At 62.0% G+C, this 22753-nt stretch carries 13 protein-coding genes; 10 read left to right on the top strand and 3 right to left on the bottom strand.

Annotation, left to right across the window (positions count from 1 at the left end):
* The first annotated feature begins 69 nt into the window (after positions 1-69).
* Together galB and PQU94_RS09320 are read left to right on the top strand one after the other, a co-directional pair.
* The gene (gene galB, locus PQU94_RS09325) at positions 70-2781 is read left to right on the top strand and encodes a beta-galactosidase GalB (RefSeq protein ID WP_272741188.1); all 2712 of its coding nucleotides are present in this window, start codon (positions 70-72) and stop codon (positions 2779-2781) included.
* A 482-nt stretch (positions 2782-3263) separates the two neighbouring features.
* Positions 3264-3737 carry a VOC family protein gene (locus PQU94_RS09320; RefSeq protein WP_272741187.1) on the top strand — a complete coding sequence of 158 codons (474 nt, stop codon included), beginning with the start codon at positions 3264-3266 and terminating at the stop codon, positions 3735-3737.
* A 45-nt stretch (positions 3738-3782) separates the two neighbouring features.
* Here the strand turns inward: PQU94_RS09320 and PQU94_RS09315 are convergent, their stop codons facing one another.
* Positions 3783-6053, bottom strand: a complete 2271-nt coding sequence (locus PQU94_RS09315; protein ID WP_272741186.1) for a hypothetical protein — start codon at positions 6051-6053, stop codon at positions 3783-3785.
* Between the two features lie 419 nt (positions 6054-6472).
* On the opposite strand from PQU94_RS09315, the gene pelA reads away from it, so the two are divergent.
* From pelA to PQU94_RS09285, 6 genes are all read left to right on the top strand, one after another.
* Entirely contained in the window at positions 6473-7786 is a 1314-nt protein-coding gene (gene pelA, locus PQU94_RS09310) for a pectate lyase (RefSeq protein WP_272741185.1), read from the top strand.
* 105 nt (positions 7787-7891) lie between these two features.
* Positions 7892-11206 carry a TonB-dependent receptor gene (locus tag PQU94_RS09305; RefSeq protein WP_272741184.1) on the top strand — a complete coding sequence of 1105 codons (3315 nt, stop codon included), beginning with the start codon at positions 7892-7894 and terminating at the stop codon, positions 11204-11206.
* Between the two features lie 84 nt (positions 11207-11290).
* Positions 11291-13540, top strand: a complete 2250-nt coding sequence (locus PQU94_RS09300; RefSeq protein WP_272741183.1) for a glycoside hydrolase family 88 protein — start codon at positions 11291-11293, stop codon at positions 13538-13540.
* A gap of 10 nt (positions 13541-13550) precedes the next feature.
* Positions 13551-14921 carry an oligogalacturonate lyase family protein gene (locus tag PQU94_RS09295; RefSeq protein WP_272741182.1) on the top strand — a complete coding sequence of 457 codons (1371 nt, stop codon included), beginning with the start codon at positions 13551-13553 and terminating at the stop codon, positions 14919-14921.
* Between the two features lie 2 nt (positions 14922-14923).
* Positions 14924-15772: a 5-dehydro-4-deoxy-D-glucuronate isomerase gene (kduI, locus tag PQU94_RS09290; RefSeq protein WP_272741181.1), complete on the top strand. Its 849-nt coding sequence runs from the start codon at positions 14924-14926 to the stop codon at positions 15770-15772.
* A gap of 89 nt (positions 15773-15861) precedes the next feature.
* Positions 15862-18720 carry a M16 family metallopeptidase gene (locus PQU94_RS09285; RefSeq protein WP_272741180.1) on the top strand — a complete coding sequence of 953 codons (2859 nt, stop codon included), beginning with the start codon at positions 15862-15864 and terminating at the stop codon, positions 18718-18720.
* A 57-nt stretch (positions 18721-18777) separates the two neighbouring features.
* On the opposite strand, the gene PQU94_RS09280 is transcribed toward PQU94_RS09285, so the two are convergent.
* Entirely contained in the window at positions 18778-19923 is a 1146-nt protein-coding gene (locus PQU94_RS09280) for a hypothetical protein (RefSeq protein WP_272741179.1), read from the bottom strand.
* Positions 19924-20160: 237 nt separating this feature from the next.
* Here PQU94_RS09280 and PQU94_RS09275 point away from each other — a divergent pair, with 237 nt between their 5' ends.
* On the top strand, positions 20161-20892 hold the full coding sequence (locus tag PQU94_RS09275; protein ID WP_272741178.1) for an SURF1 family protein: 732 nt from the start codon (positions 20161-20163) through the stop codon (positions 20890-20892).
* A 63-nt stretch (positions 20893-20955) separates the two neighbouring features.
* Here PQU94_RS09275 and PQU94_RS09270 read toward each other — a convergent pair whose 3' ends face one another.
* Positions 20956-21384, bottom strand: a complete 429-nt coding sequence (locus PQU94_RS09270; protein WP_272741177.1) for a hypothetical protein — start codon at positions 21382-21384, stop codon at positions 20956-20958.
* Between the two features lie 321 nt (positions 21385-21705).
* Here PQU94_RS09270 and cyoA point away from each other — a divergent pair, with 321 nt between their 5' ends.
* Positions 21706-22731 carry a ubiquinol oxidase subunit II gene (cyoA, locus tag PQU94_RS09265; protein WP_272741176.1) on the top strand — a complete coding sequence of 342 codons (1026 nt, stop codon included), beginning with the start codon at positions 21706-21708 and terminating at the stop codon, positions 22729-22731.
* The last annotated feature ends 22 nt before the right edge of the window (positions 22732-22753 follow it).

Below are 22753 nucleotides of genomic sequence, written 5' to 3'. Positions count from 1 at the left end.
ACTTGCTCGGACCTTTTGGCCCTTCACAAACAAGCTGACGACTTTTATCGCGTCAGGGAAAAACTGCGCATGACCCCAGCCATTCCAACCACCCGAAGGGCCCTGCTGACAGCGGCCGCCGCGACGAGCCTTTTGCCAAAGACGTCGGTCGCCAAAGCCCGAAACGGACGCGAACGCCTGTCGCTCAATGAGGGCTGGCGCTTTCATGCGGGCGATCCCGAGGGCCTGAACGGCGCCCTGGACTACGACGTCCGTCCCGAGATCAAAAAGAGCGAGGATGGCAAGGAGGCGGACGCCCGACCCGTCGATGCCACTCAGGTCAGCGCCACGCGGCCCGTGCTGAAACCGTGGATATTGCCGACGGCCAATCCCTTTATCTCTGATCCCAACAAACGCCACGTCCGACCCGAAGGTCATCCGGGGGCACAGGTAACCTGGGTGCAATCCGCCTTTGATGACTCCCACTGGAAAGCGGTTACCCTGCCGCATGACTGGGCCATCGCGGGCCCGTTTCTGGGGACCGGCCCCTATGGCGGCATGGGGCGGCTGAAGACCTGGGGACCGGCGTGGTATCGGCGCGAGGTGCACGTCCCGGCCTCCGACAAGGGCCGTTGCCTGTTCCTCGATATCGACGGGGCCATGTCCTATGCCACCGTCTGGTGCAATGAACGCCTCGTCGGGGGCTGGCCCTACGGCTACAATTCCTTCCGTCTCGACCTGACGCCGCACCTGACCTACGGCGGTGCCAACCACATCGTCATCCGCCTCGACAACCCGCCGGAGTCGGCACGTTGGTATCCGGGAGCGGGGCTTTATCGCAATGTCTGGCTGGTCAAGACCGACAGGGTGCATGTGGCCCACTGGGGCACGCAGATCACCACACCGCGCGTCTCTCAGAACGAGGCCACGGTCGATATCGTCACCCGCGTTGATAATGATGGCACTGAAGCGGCCGATATCACGCTCGTCACGCGCCTATACGCGCTGGACGCAAAGGGGAAGCCCAGCGGCCGCGCCATCAGCGAAACCCCGCGCCAGTCCGTGCACGTGGCCGCCGCATCGAGCACCGTCGTCAAAGCCTCAGTTACCGTTTTACAACCCCGCCTGTGGGGGCCACCGCCGACGCAGGTGCCCAACCGCTATGTCGCGGTGACGAGCCTTATGCAGGGCACGCGTGAAATCGACCGCTATGAGACCCCCTTCGGCATCCGCAGCCTGCGCTTCGACGCGGACAAAGGCCTTTTTATCAATGACCGGTTTGTGCCGCTTCAGGGGGTCAATAACCACCATGACCTCGGCGCGCTTGGGGCGGCCTTCAATGTGCGGGCGGCTGAGCGGCAACTGGAGATGCTCATGGAGATGGGGTGCAATGCCCTGCGCATGAGCCACAACCCGCCCGCCCCGGAACTGCTGGACCTGTGTGACCGGATGGGGATTGTGGTGCTGGATGAGGTGTTTGACTGTTGGGAAAAGCGCAAGACGCCCCTCGACTTCCACCTGATCTTCCCCGACTGGCACGAGGCTGATCTGCGCGCCATGCTTAGGCGCGACCGCAATCACCCCTCGATCGTCATCTGGAGCGTCGGCAATGAGGTGGGCGAGCAGTATTCCGGCGAAGCAGGGGCACAGATTGCCCGGCGGCTGGTGACTATCCTGCGCGAGGAGGACACGACGCGACCGGTCACCAATGCGATGAACTGGGCGCAGGCCGACATGCCCCTGCCGGCGGAGATGGACGTGATCAGTCTCAACTATCAGGGGGCGGGCATCCGCAGCCTGCCCAGTAAGTTCCCGGCTTTCCGCGCCCAATTCCCCAACAAGATCATCTTCCAGAGCGAAAGCTCTGCCGCCGTGTCAAGCCGCGGCGAGTATCAGTTTCCCGTGCCCGGTACCAATAGCGGGCCGGTGCGTCCCGGCGTCGGGGGCGACCCCAAAACCCGGCAGGTCAGTGCCTACGAACTGTTTGCCGCCGACTTCGGTTCCTCACCCGACCGTAACTGGGCTGCTCAGGATCAGAACCCCTATGTGGCCGGCGAATTTGTGTGGACCGGCTGGGATTATCTGGGCGAGCCCACCCCCTATTACGAGGCACGCAGTTCCTATTTCGGCATTATTGATCTGGCAGGCTTCAAGAAGGACCGCTTCTGGCTCTATCAGGCGCGGTGGCGTCCCGACCTGCCGGTGGCGCATCTGCTGCCGCACTGGAACTGGGCCAAAGATACGGGAAATGGCCGTGAGGGGGAGGTGACGCCAGTACACCTGTTCACCAACGGGGATGAGGCCGAGCTGTTCGTCAATGGCAAGTCGCAGGGGCGGATCAAGAAGCGCCCGTTCGAATACCGACTGCGCTGGGACTACGTCATCTACGAACCGGGCGAAATTCGCGCCGTCGTCTATAAGGACGGCAAGCCGTGGGCCGAGGCGCGTCGCCAGACCACGGGGGCCGCCCGCGCCCTGACGCTGGAAGCCGACCGCAGCGTGATTGATGCCGATGGCAAGGACCTGAGCTTCGTCACCCTGCGCATTGTCGATGACAAGGGCGAGACCGTACCCTTCGCCAAGGAGACGGTGACCTTCACGCTGGAAGGTCCGGGCGAGATCGTTGCCACGGACAATGGCGATCCGACCGATTTTACGGCCTTCCCCTCGCCCACGCGCAAAGCCTTCAACGGACTGGCTCTGGCCATTGTGCGCGCGAAGCCGGGGCAGAAGGGCCTGCTGAGTTTACGGGCACAGTCGGAGGGTCTCAATAGCGCTCACCTCGCCATTGCAGCCCACTAGATCCTTATCCCATTGGCCTCGTAGCCCGAAAAAAACCCACTGTCCGAAGACAGTGGGTGAAAGTCTGAGAGAGAAATAAAACCGAACCAGGCCTTAAAACATCAAGACCGGGAGCCGGGTAACTACGTGATCAGATACACGCTCACGTTCTCACATACGTCCCATCACCGGCCATGGACCGTTTGGGTCGTCAGAGTGGGGCAGGCCTCACACCCGGGCGGAGGCCAGATAGGGTCAGAAACAGCGCCTTGAAGCGTCGCTTGGGTGCTGTTTAATTATTTCAATTTGGTTTAATAATGGCAGTTTGGCTTCGTTTTTTCAATCTCCATCCTGGATTTAATAAATATCTGATTTTATTTCTTATTTTTTCGAAGCGCCTGCTTCTCTTTTTTTTGCGCATTTTAGGGTTCCGCCTGACATTCGGCATGGTGAGCGCGGGCAGAGAGGTCTAAGGTGCAGGCAAAAAGACGGAGGAGATTTCCATGCACAAGAACACCATCTGCCTGTGGTACGCGCGCGAGGCCGAAGAGGCCGCGCGCTTTTACGCCAGCGTCTTTCCTGACAGTGCGGTGACCGCCGTGCATAAGGCTCCGACCGACTTTCCGGGTGGCAAGGCGGGTCAGGTTCTCACCGTCGAATTCACTGTCTGCGGCATTCCCTGTCTGGGGCTTAATGGCGGCGATGCCTTCCAGCAAACCGAGGCCTTTTCGTTCCAGATCGCCACCGAAGATCAGGCCGAAACCGACCGCTATTGGGATGCGATTGTCGGCAATGGTGGCAAGGAAAGCGCGTGCGGCTGGTGCAAGGACCGCTGGGGCCTGTCGTGGCAGATCACGCCACGCGCCTTAACTGAGGCTATGACGCAGGGCGGCGAGGTCGCGCAACGCGCCTTTCAGGCCATGATGACCATGGGCAAGATCGACGTGGCGAAGATCGAAGCGGCGGTGAAGGGATAGGTAGCCACTTATTGCCACGAATGGCTAACTGTGGCTACAGGTCCTTTATAAGGACGGCCGCAGACCCTCCGCCCGCACGCGCCAGCCGGTTTTGGGGAAACCGGGCGCCGCTTCGCCCTGCCCGTCCCAGCCGCCGGCCATCAGGGCGACGGCCATCAGAAGACTGCCGTTGGACGGGAAATAGGTTTCGGCGGCGCGTTGATAGCCCGGCCCGTCCGGCCCGGCATCGGCCTGCGCCCCGGCACCCGTTGTGGTCGGCACAAAGGCCGCGGCATGGGCATCGAGATGTACGCGCGGCGTCATGCCGCTTTGGCCATAGTGGTTGTTTTTGGCGTCGAAAAACAGCCAGTCGATGGCCTCTTGCGGCGCGTTCAGCCGCGCCGCCGTCATTGCGATCATGGCGTAATCCCAGCCCCAGGTCTGGCGCAAATCCCAGTCGCGTTTCAGACGGTCCAGCGTGCGGCGCATAGTGGGCTTATCGACATCCCGGCCCGGCAACCAGCCCAGCGGCATCAGGAAGGAGGGGTGGTCGCGGTTCTGGCATACCTCATCTAAGGCATTTGATCTGCACGCGCCCGCCGCCTTGTCCCAGAAACCGGGCTCAGAACGCACAGGCAGATAGAGGCCGTCCTTTTGCGGCAGGTCCGGCCATTTGGTGAGAACCGCGTCCCAGTCGGCACGGCGGCCCCTACCCGCCCGCTCGCGCCACGCCTGTGCCGTCTCGATCCCCCAACGATAATAGGCCACCTCAAAGGCCGGATCATAGGTGGTCAGGGGGTCGAAATTCTCCTGCACCGGAATGATCGGCGGCCCCAGCCGGTACTTGCCCGTCTGTTCGTCGAGATAGGGGAAGGACGCGAGCAATTCGGCGCTCTGTTCGACCAGTTCGCCATAGGTTTTGAGGATGCGCCCGCTATCGCCTGCCCGATACAGAAGTTCACACATATAAATGGGGTGCGGCTGCTGCCACATGATGAAGGGCGAGACCTTGGACGGACTATCGACGCCATCCTGCCCGATCATCTTGGGCCACCACGCGCCTTTCAATCCCTGCTCGGCGGCGCGCGCCTTCGCCTTGGGCAGGAAGGTCACATACCAGCCGAGGCTCTTTTCCAGAAGGTGCGGCCGGCCCCACAGGGCAAAGTGCGCCGAATGCCAGGGGTGCATCTCAAGGTGCGACTTGCCATTCCAGCTATTCGAGAACAGCCCCTCCTCCTGCGGCGGGAAGGCCCCGGCCGCATTCACCGCCATCAGATATTGCGACAGGATGACCCGGCGCTCCAGCTCCGGCGCACGCGGATCGGTCGAGCCGCTGAAATCAACCATCCCGCCCTTCGACCAATAGTCGATCCAGTGGGTTTCAGTGGCCGCCTTGGCCATGCCGGGCTGTGGCAGGGCCGCAATGGGATCAGGCGAAAAGGACGCCATGACCGTCAGGGTCGGCGTTTTGGCGCTGACCCGATAGCTGTGCGGCGCGATCGCTTCGATACCGGCCCCCGGGGCGGCGATGGCCGCGTGATAGGTGGTCGCGTCGATCTGACGCTTCAGGCGCACTTCACCGGCCTTGCGCGATATCTCGGTCGTGATGTGCGCGTCCGGGTTCGTCCAGTCCGACGGGTCGGGGTTCAGCGTCTTCGACACACCCGCAAAACGCACAAAAACGCCCAGCCGCCCCTGCGTCACCAGCGCCGAGGTGACCTCAGCCATGATCGTGTCGCTGTCGGGCAGGACGCGGGTCACGACTGTCACGGCCTCTGCGTCATAGACAAAGCGGCTGGTCAGCGTGCCAGTCCACAGGTCGAGCGTCTGCTGCGTCTCGTTAATATCCGCAAAGCGCGCAGGTGTCCCATCCTTTGCCCGCAGGTCGAGAGACAGCCGCCCCAGTGAGAAGCGGTGCGGGTTTTCGCGGATCCATGCGACCGCGGGGTTCTTCGCGGCCTCGGCCCAGTCTTTAAGATAGCCATAGCGGCGCTTTTGCCCGCGCACGTCGATCTCGATCTGCGTATCGCGGACCGTATAGCCCTGCGGATTGGGGAAGCTGTGCCACGCCCATTGCGCCTCAATCAGCAGCGGCGCGATTTTCGAATAGGGCTCGGTAAAGGTCTGAAGGCCGGTAATGTCCGCCGTCAAGCCGATATTCCCATTGCCCACCATCAAAGGCGCATGCGGATCAGGCGTGGTCAGGATCGGGTTGTGCCGCCGCACCAGCGCCTGACGGTCAATGCGGGAGCCCTGCGCCTGAGCGGGCAGGGCCAGAGACGCCCCGGTGGCTGCGACGGTGACCAGAAGGTGACGGCGGGAAAGCGAAATCGGCATGGGCGGTCTTCCTGTAGGGGGGTCAGCGGGTTCTTGCGGCCGCGTTAGGGCGGCCCGCCACAACCGGACGGCGGCCTGCGCAGTCTCTTTATTTGTAATCTTGTATCACCGGAGAGCGGTTTTACTCCCGCTCAGGCCCTTTCAATTTCGGCTCAGGGTCCGAATTTACCCTTTTCATAATACCGCCATCCCGCCATAGCAACCGTATTTGGCCGGGGGATTTCTTCACGAACGCGCAAGTTCAATCAAAAAATGGCCAAAAAGCCACAGTTTTTTTCATCCATTTACGCTGCAATGCCGCATTATTTCGCAAATGAAAAGAATTTCAAAAAATACGTCGAAAGTGAGCATTTTCGTTTACACCCCACCGGGCTTAGAGTATCTATTTTAAAAAATACATTCCGATAAAAGGGACGAAAATGCCATCAGCCAGATGGGTGGGCCTGATCTCCGCCGCGAGTCTTGCCCTGTCTTTTGCCGCCACGCCTCAATTTGCGGCCGCCGCCGTGATCGGCACCAATACACCGGCCCCGGAAGTGACGCCGAGCCGCCTCAGCGAGCTTCCGGCCAGTCAACGTGCGGCGTGGGCTGAGTATATTGCGCGCTCACAGAAGCAGATGGCCTTCGACAAGGCGACGCTGGCCGCCGAGCTTCAGCCTGGCGAAACCCCGCCCCCGCCGCCCGTCGCCGGCAGCGGCAAGATGGCGCTCAATAAGGACGCCGCCTGGTACGCCACACCCGAAGCGCGCGCCATGGCCGACACGATTGTAAGCTTCCAGACCCCGTCGGGCGGCTGGAGCAAGAATCAGGATCGCACCAAACCGCCACGCCTGCGGGGTCAGCGCTTTGGGAATAATGCGGAGACGATGGAGCTGAATACGGGCAGTTTCGATGCCCCGCACGACCGCTTCTGGACCTTTGTCGGCACGCTGGACAATGGCGCGACGTGGACGGAGATGCGCTTTTTGGGCCGCGTGCAGGCGCAAATACCCGGCAAGGATGGCGACGCCTACCGCGCCAGCATTCTCAAGGGCATCGCCTATCTGCTGATGGCGCAGTATCCCAATGGCGGCTGGCCGCAGAACTATCCGCTCGAAGGCGGTTTCCACGACGGGATTACCTTTAATGACGATGCGGTGGCGCAGGCCGCCCTGCTCCTGACCGATATCGCCGAAGGTAAGCCGGATTTTGCGTTCGTGCCCGCTGATCTGCGCCGCAAGGCCGGTGAGGCTGCCGCGCGCGCCTTGCGCCCCATTCTCGACGCTCAGATCATGGTGAACGGCCAAAAGACCGTCTGGCCGCAGCAGGTCGATGCTTTGACGCTCGCCCCCATTTCGGCGCGCAATTACGAGATGCGCTCTCTGGCCAGTTCTGAGAGCACGGATGTGCTGCTGTTTCTGATGCGTCAGCCGAAGCCCACGCCGGAGGTGCGCGCCGCCATCCATGCCGGCGTCAACTGGCTCAAAGCCCACGCCATTTACGACAAGGCCTTTACCGAGGTCAGCAAGGACGAGGGCCGCAAGCTGATCGACAAGCCGGGGGCGGGGCCGATCTGGTCGCGCAATTACGACATTCAGACGGGTAAGCCCATCTTCGGCGACTGGGACAAGTCGATACAGGACGATGTCAATAACATCTCCAAGGGCCGTCGCAATGGCTATTCCTGGTACGGCAACGGCCCCAAAAAGGCGCTCGATGCCTATGCCGACTGGGTAAAAACACACCCGAGATAAACGGTTTTCCGGCCGCAGCATGACACCGGTGGCCACGCCTCAACGCACCAATCACACCACCCGGAAACCAATCCGGGGACGCACAATGGGAAGGGATTAAACACCATGAAACTCAGAAGCACCGCCCTTATGTTCAGCGCCTCTCTTCTGGCGCTCAGTACCGCCAGTGCCGCGCTGGCCCAGAATACGCAAACCGCACAACCTGCCGCGTCGGCTGCCGATGGCGTTCAGGAAGTGATCGTCGTGGGTGCGCGCCGCGCCGAACAGTCGGCCATTAACCGCAAGAAGCGCGCGGCGACAGCTCAAGATTCCATCGTCGCCGACGACGTCGGCAACTTCCCGGACAAGAACGTCGGTGAGGCCATCGCGCGCATCGCCGGTGTGGCCCTCGACGTAACCGACTCCGGCGATCAGGGCGGCTTCACCATTCGCGGCCAGACCGCCGATCTGATCCGCATCGAAGTCGATGGCATGTCCATGCTGCCGACCGATTCGCAAAACGGACGTTCCGTAACGGCCCTCAACGACATGTCGTCGGATCTGATCAAGAGCGTGGACGTGATCAAGGGCCAGACCGCCGATATGCGCCCCGGCGGCGTCGGCGGCACGGTGAAGATCGAACAGCGCGGCGGTCTCGACTTCGCCAAGCCTTTGTACAAATTCAATCTGCAGTATCAGCGCAATACCCTGGACGGCAACTGGTCGCCGCGCGCCAACCTCATCCTGACGCGCAAATTCCTCGATAACCGTCTGGGGGTCCTGTTCAACTTCACCTATGACGACGGGCGCACTTCGACCGATTTCAACAGCGTGTCAGACAAGCAGATCGGCTATCAGCCATCCGGCGATCACGACAACTCGCCGGAAAAGACCTTCACCACGCCCTACGATAAGGTGGCCGCCGCCGTCACCACCAAGGCCGGCTGCGCGGCCCTGCCGACGACGGGTATCAACAGCCGTCTGAACTGCTATGCGCAGTGGGAAGACTATGCGCCGTCGTTGCCGCGTATGCGGCGTGAAAACCGCCGCGATACGCGCACCTCGTTCCAGTTGCGCGCCGACTATCGTTTCAGCGACAGCCTGACCGGCTTCATCTCCTACAACCCCAATATCCGCAAACAGGATTTTCAGGCCTATAACCTTCAGATCATCGCGCCTTCCGGCTCGACCTCGACGGCGGGTGTGCTGAGCACCAACATGCGCAATGTGGTGGTCAATGCCAACCATTACATTACCCAGTACGATCTGATCCGTGGCAATGGCGTCACCACGCTGAACTATGACAGCCAGGTGCGCGATATTCAGCGGACCAATGAACAGCACTACACCCAGATCGGCCTCGACTATAAAAAGGGTCAGTGGATCGCCAAGGGGCGCATCCAGTACGGCTTTGCCAAGGGCGAGCGCGAAGATGATGCCTTCAAGATCATCGCCTCCATCCCTTCGGCGCGTTTTTACATGATCCCGGAAAACGGCCTGTGGACGTTTGAGGTGCCGAATGTCGATCTGAGCAGTCCTTCGGCCTTCTACCCCACTGCGGCCGACAATGCCGGAGCGACGCCGCGTCCTGGTGTTTTCCAGAATCCGACGACCACGGCGCGTCTGGAATACACGCCGCAGGCCGACAAGAATAACGAGCTGAACCTTCAACTCGATGTGACGCGCTTCTTCGATAATTTTGGCCCGCTAAAGACGGTCAAGTTCGGCGTCTCTCATACGGCGCGCGAAAACAAGACGTGGCGCGAGGGCGGGTTTAACATCGCACCGGGCGTCACCCTGTCGCGGGCCCGCAGCCTCGACTATATCCGCCTGTGCGACCCCAGCGTCAGCGGCGCAAACTGTCAGTATGGCTCACGCACCCTTGTGACCAGCCCGACCAGTCAGGACCGTCTGGAAAAGGAGCATATGCTCACCCCGGCCCAGTATCGCGAACTGCTGCAGAACAGCATCATCAAGATGCCGGGCGCCAACTATTTCGAAGGCATGCCGGACCGCGGGGCCCTGATCAATTCGTGGACGGCGTTCGACTTCGACAGCTTCTTCGGCACGCTTGGCAAATATGCCGACCTCAGCCACCACAATCTGAACTGCCTGTACGAATGTATCGCGTCGGACGGCAAGACCTATACCCGCCCCAGCTACTCGACTGAAGAAGACACGACCTCGGCCTATCTGATGGGCGATTTCGAAACCCGTCTGTTCGGTATGCCGGTGATGGGCAATCTCGGCTTCCGCTATCAGCGCATCGAGGTGCATGCCGCACCTTCGATCAACTTCTATAACCGCACGCTCGATACGACCAAGGTTTCGGCCAACAATCCGGCCCCCTATACCGACGTTTTTGTGTCGCGCCGCATCAGTCAGATCGACCGCCAGTCGGAAGACTTCCTGCCGAGCTTCAACCTGGCCGTCTGGCCGATCGAGGATCAGGTGGTCGTGCGCTATTCGATTGCCAAGCAGCGCGCGCGCCCCAGCATGACCAACCTGACCGGGACGAGTGCGGCCAACTGCTATAAGCTCGATCAGGCCCTGCTCAACTTCTATGCCAATAATCCCGGCTATTTCGACGACGGTGACCCGGACACCGAAGACCCTACCGCTTCGAGCGCTACCCGCTGCTCGGGTCGTATCGGCAATCCGGAGCTGAAGGGTTATGAGGCCACCACCTCCAACCTGTCGCTGGAATGGTATCCCAACAAGGACACGCAGGTGTCTGTGGCCTCCTACAGCATCGACGTAAAGACGCAGCGTCCCGAAAACGTCACCCTGCCGGAGTACGAGCTTGAGGGCACCAAGTACATCGCCGATACTTTTGAAGATGGTCCCGGCGGGCTCAAGCAAACCGGTTTCGAAGTGTCTGCGAAGACCGCCTTCACCTACCTGCCGTGGTATCTGCGATATACAGGCGCGGGCTTCAACTATTCCAAGACCGAGTCGAACGCCGCCAATACGGCGATTGACCCGATCACCGGCAAGGCCCTGCCGCCGCGCGGCCAGTCCGACTACTACTACAACGTCAATCTCTGGTACGATGACGGCCGTCTCAACGCCCGCGTCGCCTATCAAAAGCGCGACTTCTATTATGATCGCATGGACGCCAGCGAAAGCGCCAACCGCGTGCCGAACGAAGCGACCCAACAGGCGCTCGGCATCAACCTTGAGCCCTATGGCGGCGCGACCAGCTACTTCAAGACCGTGACCCCCATCTACAAGAACGGCTCGAAGTCTCTGGATGCGCGCATGTCCTATAAGGTCAACAAGAAGCTCGAACTGTTTGCCGAAGGCAAGAACCTGCTCGATGATACGGTGACGCGTTATTCGCCGGAGGAATACCGCAATGTCGGCAATGGTACGCCCTATGTGTTCGATACCCTCTACTATGGTCGCCGTTATTACTTCGGTATCATCACGACCTTCTAAACCCTTTTAAGTACGCGTAACTTTGCCCGTAACTGAGTCCGGCCCCCTTCATCCGGGGCCGGACCCTTTTTAAGGACGTTTCCCATGACCTTGCACCCGCGCCTGAAACACGCCACCCTGTCGCTGGTCATGAGCGCCCTTCTGGCCTCATCGGTTGTGGCCGCCGATGCGCCGCAGACAACCCCCGTGGCCGGGATCGAAGCGCGCTGGCTGACCCTGCCGAAGCGTCCTGATACCGCTTTTGCCCCGGACCGGGTACCGAGCCGTCAGGCGGTCCTGCCCGTGCTCGAATACGTCGCCACCGCTCAGATCGCCGATATGAGCCGCCGCCCGATCCAGCTTTCGACGGGCTCCAACCTCTCTGAAATTTCCTCCAACTGGGTGGCCGCCACCTTCTATGTCGGCGCGGGCCGACTGGCGCGGATCAGCGATAATCCCGACACGCTGCGCTTTCTGACCGCCACAGCGGAGCATTATAACTACGCCTTTCGCGGCGCGCGGGCCGAGCGTCTGATGCTCAATGCCGACGAGCTGGCCATTGGCGACCTCTATCAGGAACTCTATGCGCGCCGGGGGCAGCCGGGCGTCATTATGCCCCTGCAACAGCGCCTCGATTACATGGTGCCGCACCTCAACCGCCCGCAGGAGACCGAGGCCCTGATCTGGTGGTGGAGCGACGCCCTGTTCATGGCCCCGCCGGTGCTGGCGCGACAATCGGCCCTGACCGGCGACCCCAAATACCTCAAGGCCATGGACAGGGAATGGCGACGCACGGCGGCGCGTTTGTGGGTCGAACAGGACCGCCTCTTCCTGCGCGATGAGCGTTTCAAGGACGAAAGCCATCTCGGCACCAGCGGCAAACCCATCTACTGGGCGCGCGGCAATGGCTGGGTGATGGGGGGGCTGGTGCGTGTGCTGGAGGCCATGCCCGCCGAGTTTGAAGGCCGCGCCTTCTATGTCGATATTTTCAAGAAGATGGCCAGCCGGCTGATCGAATTGCAGCAGGCCGACGGCCTGTGGCGCAGCGACCTCAATGACCCGAAAGGTTATCCCGAAGCCGAAACCTCCGGCTCGGCCTTCTTCGTCTATGCGCTGGCCTGGGGCATTAATCACGGACTGCTCGATCGTGCTACCTATCAGCCGGCAGTGACGAAGGGCTGGGCGGCGCTCAATCGCCACGTCCTGCCCAATGGCCTGATCGGCGCGGCGCAAAAGACCGGCGACCGCCCGGTGCCAACCAAAGACACCGATGTCGGCCCCTATGCCACCGGGGCCTATCTGCTGGCCGGGATCGAGGTGATGGACCTCAATGAGCCGCCACAGGCCCTGCCCGAAGCGCCCCTGCCGCGCGACGGCGAGGACGCCATCTTCGCCACCACGCCGCAACCCATTGCGCCGGTGACCGTCGTCGGGGACGCCGAAAAAGCGCGCCGCGATGCCGAGATGAAGGCGACCCGCGCCCTCGCCTACGATCCGGCGACGCTGAAACGCCCGGCCCCGGTTGAAAAGCTGACACCACCCGCTGATCAGACGCCGCGCGCCGTCGCCCGCTTTGCGCCGGATCGCCTCGATGACCTCCTGTGGGAAAATGACCGCGTGGCGCACCGCATCTACGGCCCGGCGCTGGAAGCGCGCGAAGCGCCGTCGGGTTCCGGCATCGACGTGTGGGCCAAGCGCGTGCGCTATCCCTTCATGGACCGGCAACTGAAATTCCCCAACTACCACACCGACCGCGGTGAAGGGCTCGATTATTACGATGTCGGGCGCGGACGCGGCGCGGGCGGGCTTGGCATCTGGTACGACAACAAGCTGTGGACCTCGCGCAACTTCTCGACCTACCGCATCGACAAGACCGGCGGCGATGAGGCGAAGTTCAGCGTCGATTACCGTCCCTGGCCTGTCGATGTGGTGCGAAAGGTGTGGGAGACGCGCACCTTCTCCCTACCGCTGGGGTCGAACTTCACGCGCATGACCTCAACGCTGCGCTCGGACACCCAAGACCCGCTGATCGTCGGCATCGGCATCAACAAGCGTAAGAGCGACGCCGGGTCGGGCGTGGTGACGAAGGACGCCAAAAACGGTCTGCTGAGCTTCTGGGAGCCGGACGTCGGCGATCACGGCCATATCGGCATCACCATCGCCGTCGATCCGGCCATGGTCGAAGGCTTTACCGAAGACGCTGAAAACTATCTGATTCTGGTGCGCGTCACGCCGGGTACGCCCTTCGTTTATTACATGGGATCGGCCTGGGACGGCGGGCTTGATTTCAAATCGCGCGAGGCGTGGGACGCCTTCGTCAGGACGCAGACCTTCAGCTTTAAACCTGTACCGTAAGGAGTACCCCATGTCGGATTCGACCCGCCGCGCCGCGTTGAAGGGCCTGTGGGGGGCCTCGGCCCTGCTGCCTCTGGTCGTGGGACAGGCCACGCAGGCGCAAACCCCGGCGACACCTGCCCCCGCCCCGCAAGGGCCGATCCCGCGCCAATTCACCGACCCGAAGACGGGTCGCCGCGTGATCCGAATCTCCGACGAAGACGGCTCTGGCGTGCTTTACTTCTATCGCCCGGTCTATACGCCCCAGGGCGATCTTATGGTGATCAAGTCGCCGTCGGGCATTGTGGCCGTGCGCCTGAGCGACTGGAAGACCAGCCTGCTCGTCAAGGGCAATGATAACGAGCTCCTGTTCATGATGCGCACCACGCGCGAAGCGGTCTATGCCGTCACCGACCCCGGTGAGGGCGAGGCCGAGGACCGCCCCAAGACGCTCTACGCCATCCATGTGGACACCAAAACGGTGCGCAAGCTGACGCGCATCCCGGCCGGGCGCATCACCGGTTCCAATGCCGATGACACCCTTCTTCTGGGTCAGGTCGCCTATGGCGCCAAGCCCTTACAGCCCAAGGACAAGGGCTCGCTGGAAAAGTTCGGTCAGGCCGAATATGCGGCGCTGGGGCCGGACGGCAAACCGCTCAACTTCGCCAAGGCCAAGGGCGTGCGGATGCTGGAACGCTGGGCGGCGCGCGTGCCGGCGGAGCTGTTCACTATCGACCTCAAAACACAGGCGCGACGCGTCCTGTTTAAAACCGAGGAGTGGATCGGTCACGCCCAGTTTTCACCAACCGACCCGACCCTGATCCGCTTCTGCATGGAAGGGCCGTGGCACCGCGTGGATCGCATCAAGCTCATCCGATCCGACGGCACAGGGCTGAAAAGTGCGCACACCCGCAGCATGAATATGGAGATCTGGGGCCACGAATTCTTCAGCCACGACGGCAAATGGTTGTGGTACGACCTGCAAACGCCGCGCGGTCAGGTCTTCTGGGTGGCGGGCCTTGAACTCGCCACCGGCAAGCGCGTCTGGAAGCGGCTGGAGGCCAACGACTGGGGCGTGCACTTCAACATTGCGCCCGATAATAAAACCTTTGCCTCGGACGGCGGCGATGCCGACATGGTGGCCCACGCACCGGACGGCAAATGGATTTCGCTGCTGGAGGCCGAAACCATCGTCGATGCCGACCTGCCCTCCTATGATGCGGACCTGATCACCATTGAAAAGTTCAGGGCGACGCGGCTGGTCGATATGGCGGCGCACGACTACCGCCTTGAGCCCAATCTGCGCTTTACACCCGATGGCCAATGGCTGGTCTTCGTCTCCAACATGCACGGCGCCAATCACGTCTATGCGGTCGATGCCCGGCCGGGGGCGACCGGCTGATCATGTTTGAAAAAACCTATTACGCCACCCACCCTGATCAGCTGGCGCTTGCCGATACGCAGACCCTGCGCGACCGCTACCTGATCAGCGGCCTGTTCGCGCCCGAAGCGGTCAGGCTGAACTACTTGCATCAGGAACGCCTCGTGATCGGCGGGGCCGCCCCGGTGCAGCAGCGCGTCGCCCTGCCCGTGGTGAACGAGCCTGCCTCGGCCGCCGGCTCGTCCTTTCTGGCGCGCCGCGAAATGGGTGTGGTCAATGTCGGCAGCGGTGCGGGTACGGTGCGCGTTGAGGGGGTCGCCTATGCGCTGAGCCCGCTCGATGCCCTCTATATCGGCGCGGATACGGGCGAGGTGACGTTTGAAAGCGTGGACGCCGCGACCCCGGCGCGCTTCTACCTCGCCTCGACCCCGTCGCATGTCAGCTATCCCACCCGGCACATACCGCTGTCGGGGAGTCACCCGCTGGAACGCGGCAGCCTTCAGACCTCGAACGACCGCATCATCCATCAACTGATCGTGCCGCGCGTCTGCCGTTCGGCGCAGTTGCTGATGGGCCTGACCCTGCTCAAGCCCGGCAATGTGTGGAACACCATGCCGCCGCACCTGCACGACCGCCGCTCGGAGGCCTATTTCTATTTTCAGATGGGTGAAAGCGACCGCGTGTTTCACTTCATGGGTCAGCCGGGCCACACGCGCCACCTCGTCGCCGCCAATGAAGACGCCATTATCTGCCCGCCGTGGTCGATCCATTGCGGGGCGGGAACTTCCAACTATGCGTTCATCTGGGCCATGGGCGGCGAAAACCTCGACTATGGCGATTTCAGCGAACTGGACCTGTGCCAACTGGCCTGAGGCGACTTGTCGTCTGTCCGGATTAGGGGTTACAGTCCGTTTCGTTTGAACGCGTACTGACCTTTGTCCGGACGGCTGGGGAGCCCCTTATGACGACATCGCCTGTTCATGCCACGCTGATCGCGGCGGCCCTCACCCTTTCGGCCTTGCCCGCCGCAGGTCAGAGCGTTCCGCCGGCTTCGGCCACCCGGGCGGCGGCCCCCGCCTCGCTCATTCCCGCCGAGGCCTATACCCTGCCCAACGGGATGCGGGTGGTGCTCAATGTGGACCGTTCGGACCCGGTCGTGGCGGTGGCGCTGGTCGCGCATGTGGGCTCCGCACGCGAAGTGCCCGGACGCACCGGCTTTGCCCACCTGTTCGAGCACCTGTTTTTCCTGAATTCGGAAAACCTCGGCCCCGGCGGGCTCGACAAGCTGTCGGCGCGCGTGGGCGGTGAAGGGGCCAATGGCTACACCAATATGGACCACACGGTCTATTTGCAGACCGTTCCCAATGATGCGCTGGAAAAGATGCTGTGGGCCGAAGCCGACAAACTCGGCTTCTTCATCAATACGGTCACGCCGGCCGTCGTCGCCAAAGAGATCGAGGTCGTCAAGAACGAGAAGCGCCAGCGCGTGGACAATGTCCCCTATGGTCAGGTCCTGCCCATCGTTCAGTCAGCCCTGTTTGCCCCCGACCACCCCTATAGCTGGACGACGATCGGCTCCTTGGCGGACCTGTCGGCGGCCTCGCTTGAGGATGTCCGCAGCTTCTACCGCCGCTGGTACGTCCCCAACAACGTCACTCTGGTGATTTCCGGCGACTTCGATCCGGCCCAGACCCGCCAGTGGGTCGAACGCTATTTCGGCGAGTTCAAGGCGGGTCAGCCCGCCCCCATCCCCACCCCGCGTCCGGCCAGCCTGAGCGAAACGCGCCGGCTGAGCTATGTCGATAAGTTCGCCCCCCTGCCGCAACTCACCCTGGTGTGGCCCGCCACACAAAAGGGGGCGCCGGAGACGGTGGCGGATGAGCTTTTGTTCGCTGCCCTGACCGAAGGGCCGGATGGTCCGGTCTATCAGGCCGTGGTCGAAGACGCCAAGGTCAGCGACGGCGTGGACGGCTTCGTCTGGGACAATCAAATCACCGGCCTCGGCCTGATGCAGATCCGGGCCTTTGAAAATGTGCCGCTGGACACGGTGCGGGCGGCCGTCAGTGCCGGCATGGCCCGCTTCCGGCGCGAGGGCATCAGCGCGGAAAAGCTGGAACGCCTGAAGGCGTCACGCGAGGCTGCCCTCTATCAGCAGGTGGGCAGCGTCATCGGCAAGGTGCAGATGATCGCCGACTCTGAGACCCAGTCCCGCCGTCCTGATCTGGTCGATACCTATCTGAAGCAACTGAAGGCCCTGACCCCGGCGGATGTGATGGCGGCGCTCGACCGCTTCGATCTGGCGCGGCCGCACCTTGAGCTGAGCGTCTTGCCGAAGGGTCAGGACGCACTGGCCCTTAGCGGATCACAACCGGCGAAGGTCGAGGCCGAAGAGGCGATTGTGCAGGGGGCCGAAGCGGCGGTCGATCAGACGGCCGGGCGCACGCAGGTGCCGCGCACGCCGTCGCGCATCGACCGCACGGTTGAACCGCCCGCAGGCCCGACTCCGCAGGTGAAAACGCCCGCCATCTGGAAAGGGGCCCTGCCCAACGGGACGGGCCTGACGGGCATAGAAGATCACGAGCTGCCGGTTGTGGCCTTCCAGATCGCGATTGACGGCGGTCAGTTGCGCGACGACCCCGCGCGCCCGGGGGCGGCCAGTCTGGTCGCCGACATGCTGGTGCGTGGTACCAAAACCCGCACGCGCGAGCAGTTCCAGAACGCCCTGAAAGGCCTGGGGGCCAGCCTGTCGGTCGATGTGGGTCAAGAACGCACCCTGATCAGCGGCACGACCCTGGCCCGCAATTTCAGGGCAACGGCGGCGCTGATCACCGAAATGCTCACCGAACCGCGCTGGGACCCGGAAGAACTGGCGCTGGCCAAGTCCGCGGCGATTGCCGGGATTCAGGCCTCTCGCGCCGAGCCGGAGGAGGTGGCGGAACTGGTCATGCGTCGCGCCCTCTATAAAGGCAGCGCACTGGCCAACGATGTGCGCGGCACGCCGGAATCGGTCACCGCCCTCAGTCTGGATGACGTGAAGCGCTTTATGGCCAGCACCTATGCGCCGCAGGCCGCCCGTATCCGCGTGGCCGGAGCGATCAGCGAAGCGGAGGTCGCCAAGGCTTTTGCACCGCTGGCGGCGCGCTGGACCGGACCGGCACCGACCCCGATGGGCAGCATTGCCTTTAGCGAACCGTCGCGCACGCAGATCCTGTTCTACGACGTACCGGGCGCCAAGCAGTCGGCTCTGCTCTTTGTGCGGCCGGGCCCGGCGCGCGGTTCGGGCGACTGGTTCAAGGGCTATGCGGCCAACTTCATTCTGGGCGGGGGCGGCTTCGCGTCGCGCCTGACGCAGGAACTGCGCGAAGGCAAGGGCTATACCTACGCGGCCGACTCGCGCTTTGCAGGCGGCACGACCGGCGGGCGCTTTGAAATGACGGCGCCTGTGCGCGCCAATGTCACGTTGGAATCCGCGACCCTGATGCGGGACATCATGCGCGACTTTGGCACCACCTACAGCCAGGCCGATCTCGACCTGACCAAGGGATCGCTGATCAAGGCGCGCGCCCGCGCCTTCGAGACGCTACGCGCCAAGCTGGGGCTTCTCGCCCGTATCGGAGATGACGGTCTGCCCGCGGACTATATTGCCCGCGAAAACGCCACCCTGTCCACGCTCGACAGAGCCACGGTGCAGCAGGTGGCGCGCACCTATCTGAACACGGATCGCATGATACTGGTGGTGGTCGGGGATGCAGCGACGCAGGCCAAACGTCTGGAAGCACTAGGCTATGGCCCGGTCCAGATGGTCGAGCCCTTCCGGTAAGCCACAAGCGGCGCAGCCAATACCGTAGCACCCGTTTCGGAAGGCGCTCTCAATACCTTACCAGCTCTGGGCGGTGCTCTCATCTTCAAGATAGAGCGCCGACAGGCTGTCGGAATAGTCCATCAGAAGTTCGGAATATTCTTCCGCCGACATGCGCTGCATCCGGTTGACCCGCGACATGCGGTAATTCCAGAAGGAGCTGATGTGGCTAAGGATGCCGATATGTTCGCCCAGTTCGAAGAACAACGACGGGCCTTCGAGCAGGAAGCGACGGAAGGGGCCGGGATCATGCCCCTTGGTCAGGGCCAGATAGGCCTGATCATAGACGGCCAGCGTGCGACCCACCGAGACGATGGCCAGTGAAATCCGCTTGGCCAGACGCGGACGGATATCGGCCAGAAACTCCAGCACCGCCTTGTCGCGCGTCAGCATGGGCTGGTAGGTGGCGAGGCCGTTGAGCACCTTGTTCAGTTCGCCCTGAAGCTCGGTATAGCGCCATTTGAAATAGAGAAAGCCACGCCATGAGAAGATGCCGTCGGAAAATTCGGCGCTGGACAGGCGCAGCGTCATGCGCAGCGGGTCGAGTTCATTATCGAGTTCATTCGCCAGAATTTTGCCCGCCAGTTTAAGCGTCGCCTGCTGCATGGCCGAGCCGAAAGCCTCGCGCACCAGACTCTCGATTTCGCCATTGGCAAAGCCGATCATGCGCGCAATGTCGGCCTGGGTGATATGCAGATAACAGCTTGCGGGGCGATAGCCGCGCCGCCCCAGATGCTCGCGCACCAAAAACGGATCGAGCGACGGCAGTTCATCCAGCGCGCGCAACACCTCTACATCCGGCAGGGCCGCGATGGTTTTGGTGTTATAGATGTTGCGTAAGAAGTTGTCGTAACCGACCTGCCCCACCAGCACCGACTGCCCGCCCAGTTTCAGATCGTCCGGATCGAACGGCAGGATGATCTTGGTCGTGGTGCGGCGCGGCTTAGTGAACAGGTCCTGCTCATTGGCGCGCAGCGTATGTTTGAGGATCAGGGCCCGGTTCATCTGCCGGTTGGCAAAGAACGGCTTGGCCGTATATTCCGGCAATTCGCCGTGCGCACGATAGACGTAGCCGAGGTTCAGCACGCGCGACGTCGAGGCCGTCTCGCCGAGATTTGCGAGGCTGCGCACATCCTTCTGCGTGCCGGACATTTCAAAAACCATAAGAGGACCCCCGCCCTGCTTATCTGCGTCAGCCGCCCGCTGCGACCGCCGTCTGCCAATAGGGTTACGCCACTCTATAATCGCGAGTTATGGGATCACAGGATTAACCAGTGGTAAATAAACACCCGTCCGTAGCGAATGGGAACCCACTGGCATTACACATTTTCGTGCATATTGTGCGCCAATGCCCTATAGGCCACCCTGCGGGGGTGTGATCGCCTTGTGAAAGGGAATGCCATGCGTCGTTTTCTGGCCCTGATCTGCGTCTGTGTCGCCGTCGTGACCCTGAGCGGATTGGGGATCTGGCAGGTGCAGCGCCTGATGTGGAAAACAGCGCTAATCGAAACCGTCACGGCGCGCGTCCATGCCGCTCCTCAGCCCCTGGTGCGCGGACCGGCTGGCTGGCCCGCCTTCACCGCTGAGCGCGATGAATACCGGCGCGTGAGGCTGCGTGGTCATTTCCGACATGACAAGGAAACGCAGGTCTATGCTCTGACCGATTTAGGTGCGGGCTACTGGGTGATGACGCCGCTGGAGACACCAGACGGCACGGTCATGGTCAATCGCGGCTATGTGCCGACGGATAAGCGTGATCCGGCCACGCGCACCGCCGGGCAGATAGGCGGCGAGGTCGAGGTCACTGGCCTTGTTCGCCTGAGCCAAGACAGGGGCTGGCTGTTCTCGCAGCCCAACGACCCGGCCAAGGACCAATGGTTCCTGCGCGACGTGGCGCAGATCGCGAGGGCGCGTCAGCTCAAGGTGCCCAACTGGTTCGTCGACGCCGAGGCCACGCCCTTGCCCGGCGGCCTACCGCAGGGCGGACTGACCGTCGTACGCTTCACCAACAACCATCTGGTCTATGCCATTACGTGGTTCAGTCTGGCGGGCGGTCTGGCCGGCATCAGTCTGTGGCTAAGCCGTCGCGGCCGGCGGGGAGAGATGTCCGGGGATGAGCCACAGGCAAAGTAAAAGCGCCCGTCCGATGGACGAGCGCTTCGTTTATTATTCTCGTTTCAACCCCGTTTAAACCTCTCACGCCGTCTGGGTGAGCCAGCGCGCCAGACGCTCCTCATTGCGGTCCATAATGGCCAGATGCAGGCGACGGAACGGCGCATTGACCAGCTCCAGAGACACATCAAACATGCCCAGACCGCGACGCGGGGCTACGGCGGCGACGATGTGATCGCGCGGAATGGCGATGTCGAGCAGGACGCCCTGATATTCCAGACGGTCTTCAAAGACGCGCAGTTCGCAGCGCCAGAGAACCGGGGTGAGGAAGAGCGCAATCGACACCGGGATCATACCCAGCACCACGCCCGAAAACTGTTGCAGAACCGTGCCGCCCGCCAGATAGGCCTGCGCCATAAGCAGAACGCCTGCGACAATTTGTAGCAGGGCCGCCGACAGCAGGGCGATTTTGACGACCGGTCCGAAACGATAGGTGTGCAGAGCATCCGTCATGTCAGTTCCTCCATAGCTGACGCCAAAACTCACAACAGCGTCAATTTGTCCCATCCTTACGCGCCGCAACGGTTTGCGCAAGAGGAATCTGCGGCAATCTGACACATATGTCATTTATTTATCCCCAGGCCCGCGCCTCCTCACGCATTTTTTACATAAGTGCCGAATTTCAAATAACAAAAATACCGGCATGGTTAACAGGATGCGACCGATCCGCCTGAGACAATTTGTCCCTTGCGCTTCTTCCCAATTTCATTAGGACGCGAACGCTTTGACATTTGAAAACCTCCCGCATGCGGGACTTACTTCGGTGAACGCGTCGTGCATCTGAATTTTTTTGAAGGCAGGAACCTGATCCGCAAGGGCCTCATCGCGGGCCTGATGGTGACCGCCGCCGTGTCCTTAAGCGGCTGTGACTGGGCACTGATGGACCCCAAGGGTCCGGTCGGTCTGGCGCAAAAGGACCTGATCATCCTCGCCACCCTTCTCATGCTGATCCCGGTCGTGCCGGTGATCGTCATGACCCTGTGGTTTGCGTGGCGTTACCGCGCCTCGAACACCAAGGCGACCTATGATCCGAACTTCGAGCACTCCAACCGCATCGAAGCCGTGGTGTGGGCCATCCCGACGCTGATCATCATCGCGCTCGGTACGGTGACGTGGATTTCGACGCACCAGCTTGACCCGCACAAGAAGGTCGAAGCCGCTGCCGACAAGGCGGGCGTGACCCCGATCGAGGTTCAGGTCGTGGCGCTCGACTGGAAATGGCTGTTCATCTATCCGCAGTACGGCATCGCCACGGTCAACGAGATGGCCATGCCGGTCGGTGTCCCCGTCCATTTCGAGATCACCTCGGCCAGCGTGATGAACTCCTTCTTCATCCCGCAGCTCGGCACGCAGATCTACGCCATGAACGGCATGCAAACGCACCTGTCGCTGCGCGCCGACCACGCCGGTGTCTATGACGGCATTTCCGCCAACTATTCGGGCTTCGGCTTCGCCGACATGAAGTTCAAGGCCAAGGCCGTGGACCAGACCGGCTTCGACGCCTGGGTGGCCAGCGCCAAGGCCTCCGGTCAGACGCTCGATGCCGGCGCCTACAAGAGCCTGCACCAGAAAAGCACGCTGAAGGCCCCGGCCTATTATGCAGCGGTTCAGCCCGCCCTCTTCACCAAGGTCCTCAATGGCTGCGCCGATGGGGGTCTTTGTAAGGAAGACGCCTTCAACATGGCGATGATGAAGAATCTGGTGCCCGGCGCGGTCGATTGCGTCGCCCCTGAGATCCTGACGTCCAAAAACAAGACGGCCGACAAGGTGGCGCTGAACCGCGCCACTCCGGAAAGCTGAGTTCCGCGCCGCCCCCAAACCT

It is taken from the genome of Asticcacaulis currens (genome assembly GCF_028550395.1).
GTDB classification, from domain to species: domain Bacteria; phylum Pseudomonadota; class Alphaproteobacteria; order Caulobacterales; family Caulobacteraceae; genus Asticcacaulis; species Asticcacaulis currens.
Note: the sequence above shows the minus strand (reverse complement) of the source record. Positions and strands in the feature narration are given on the sequence as shown.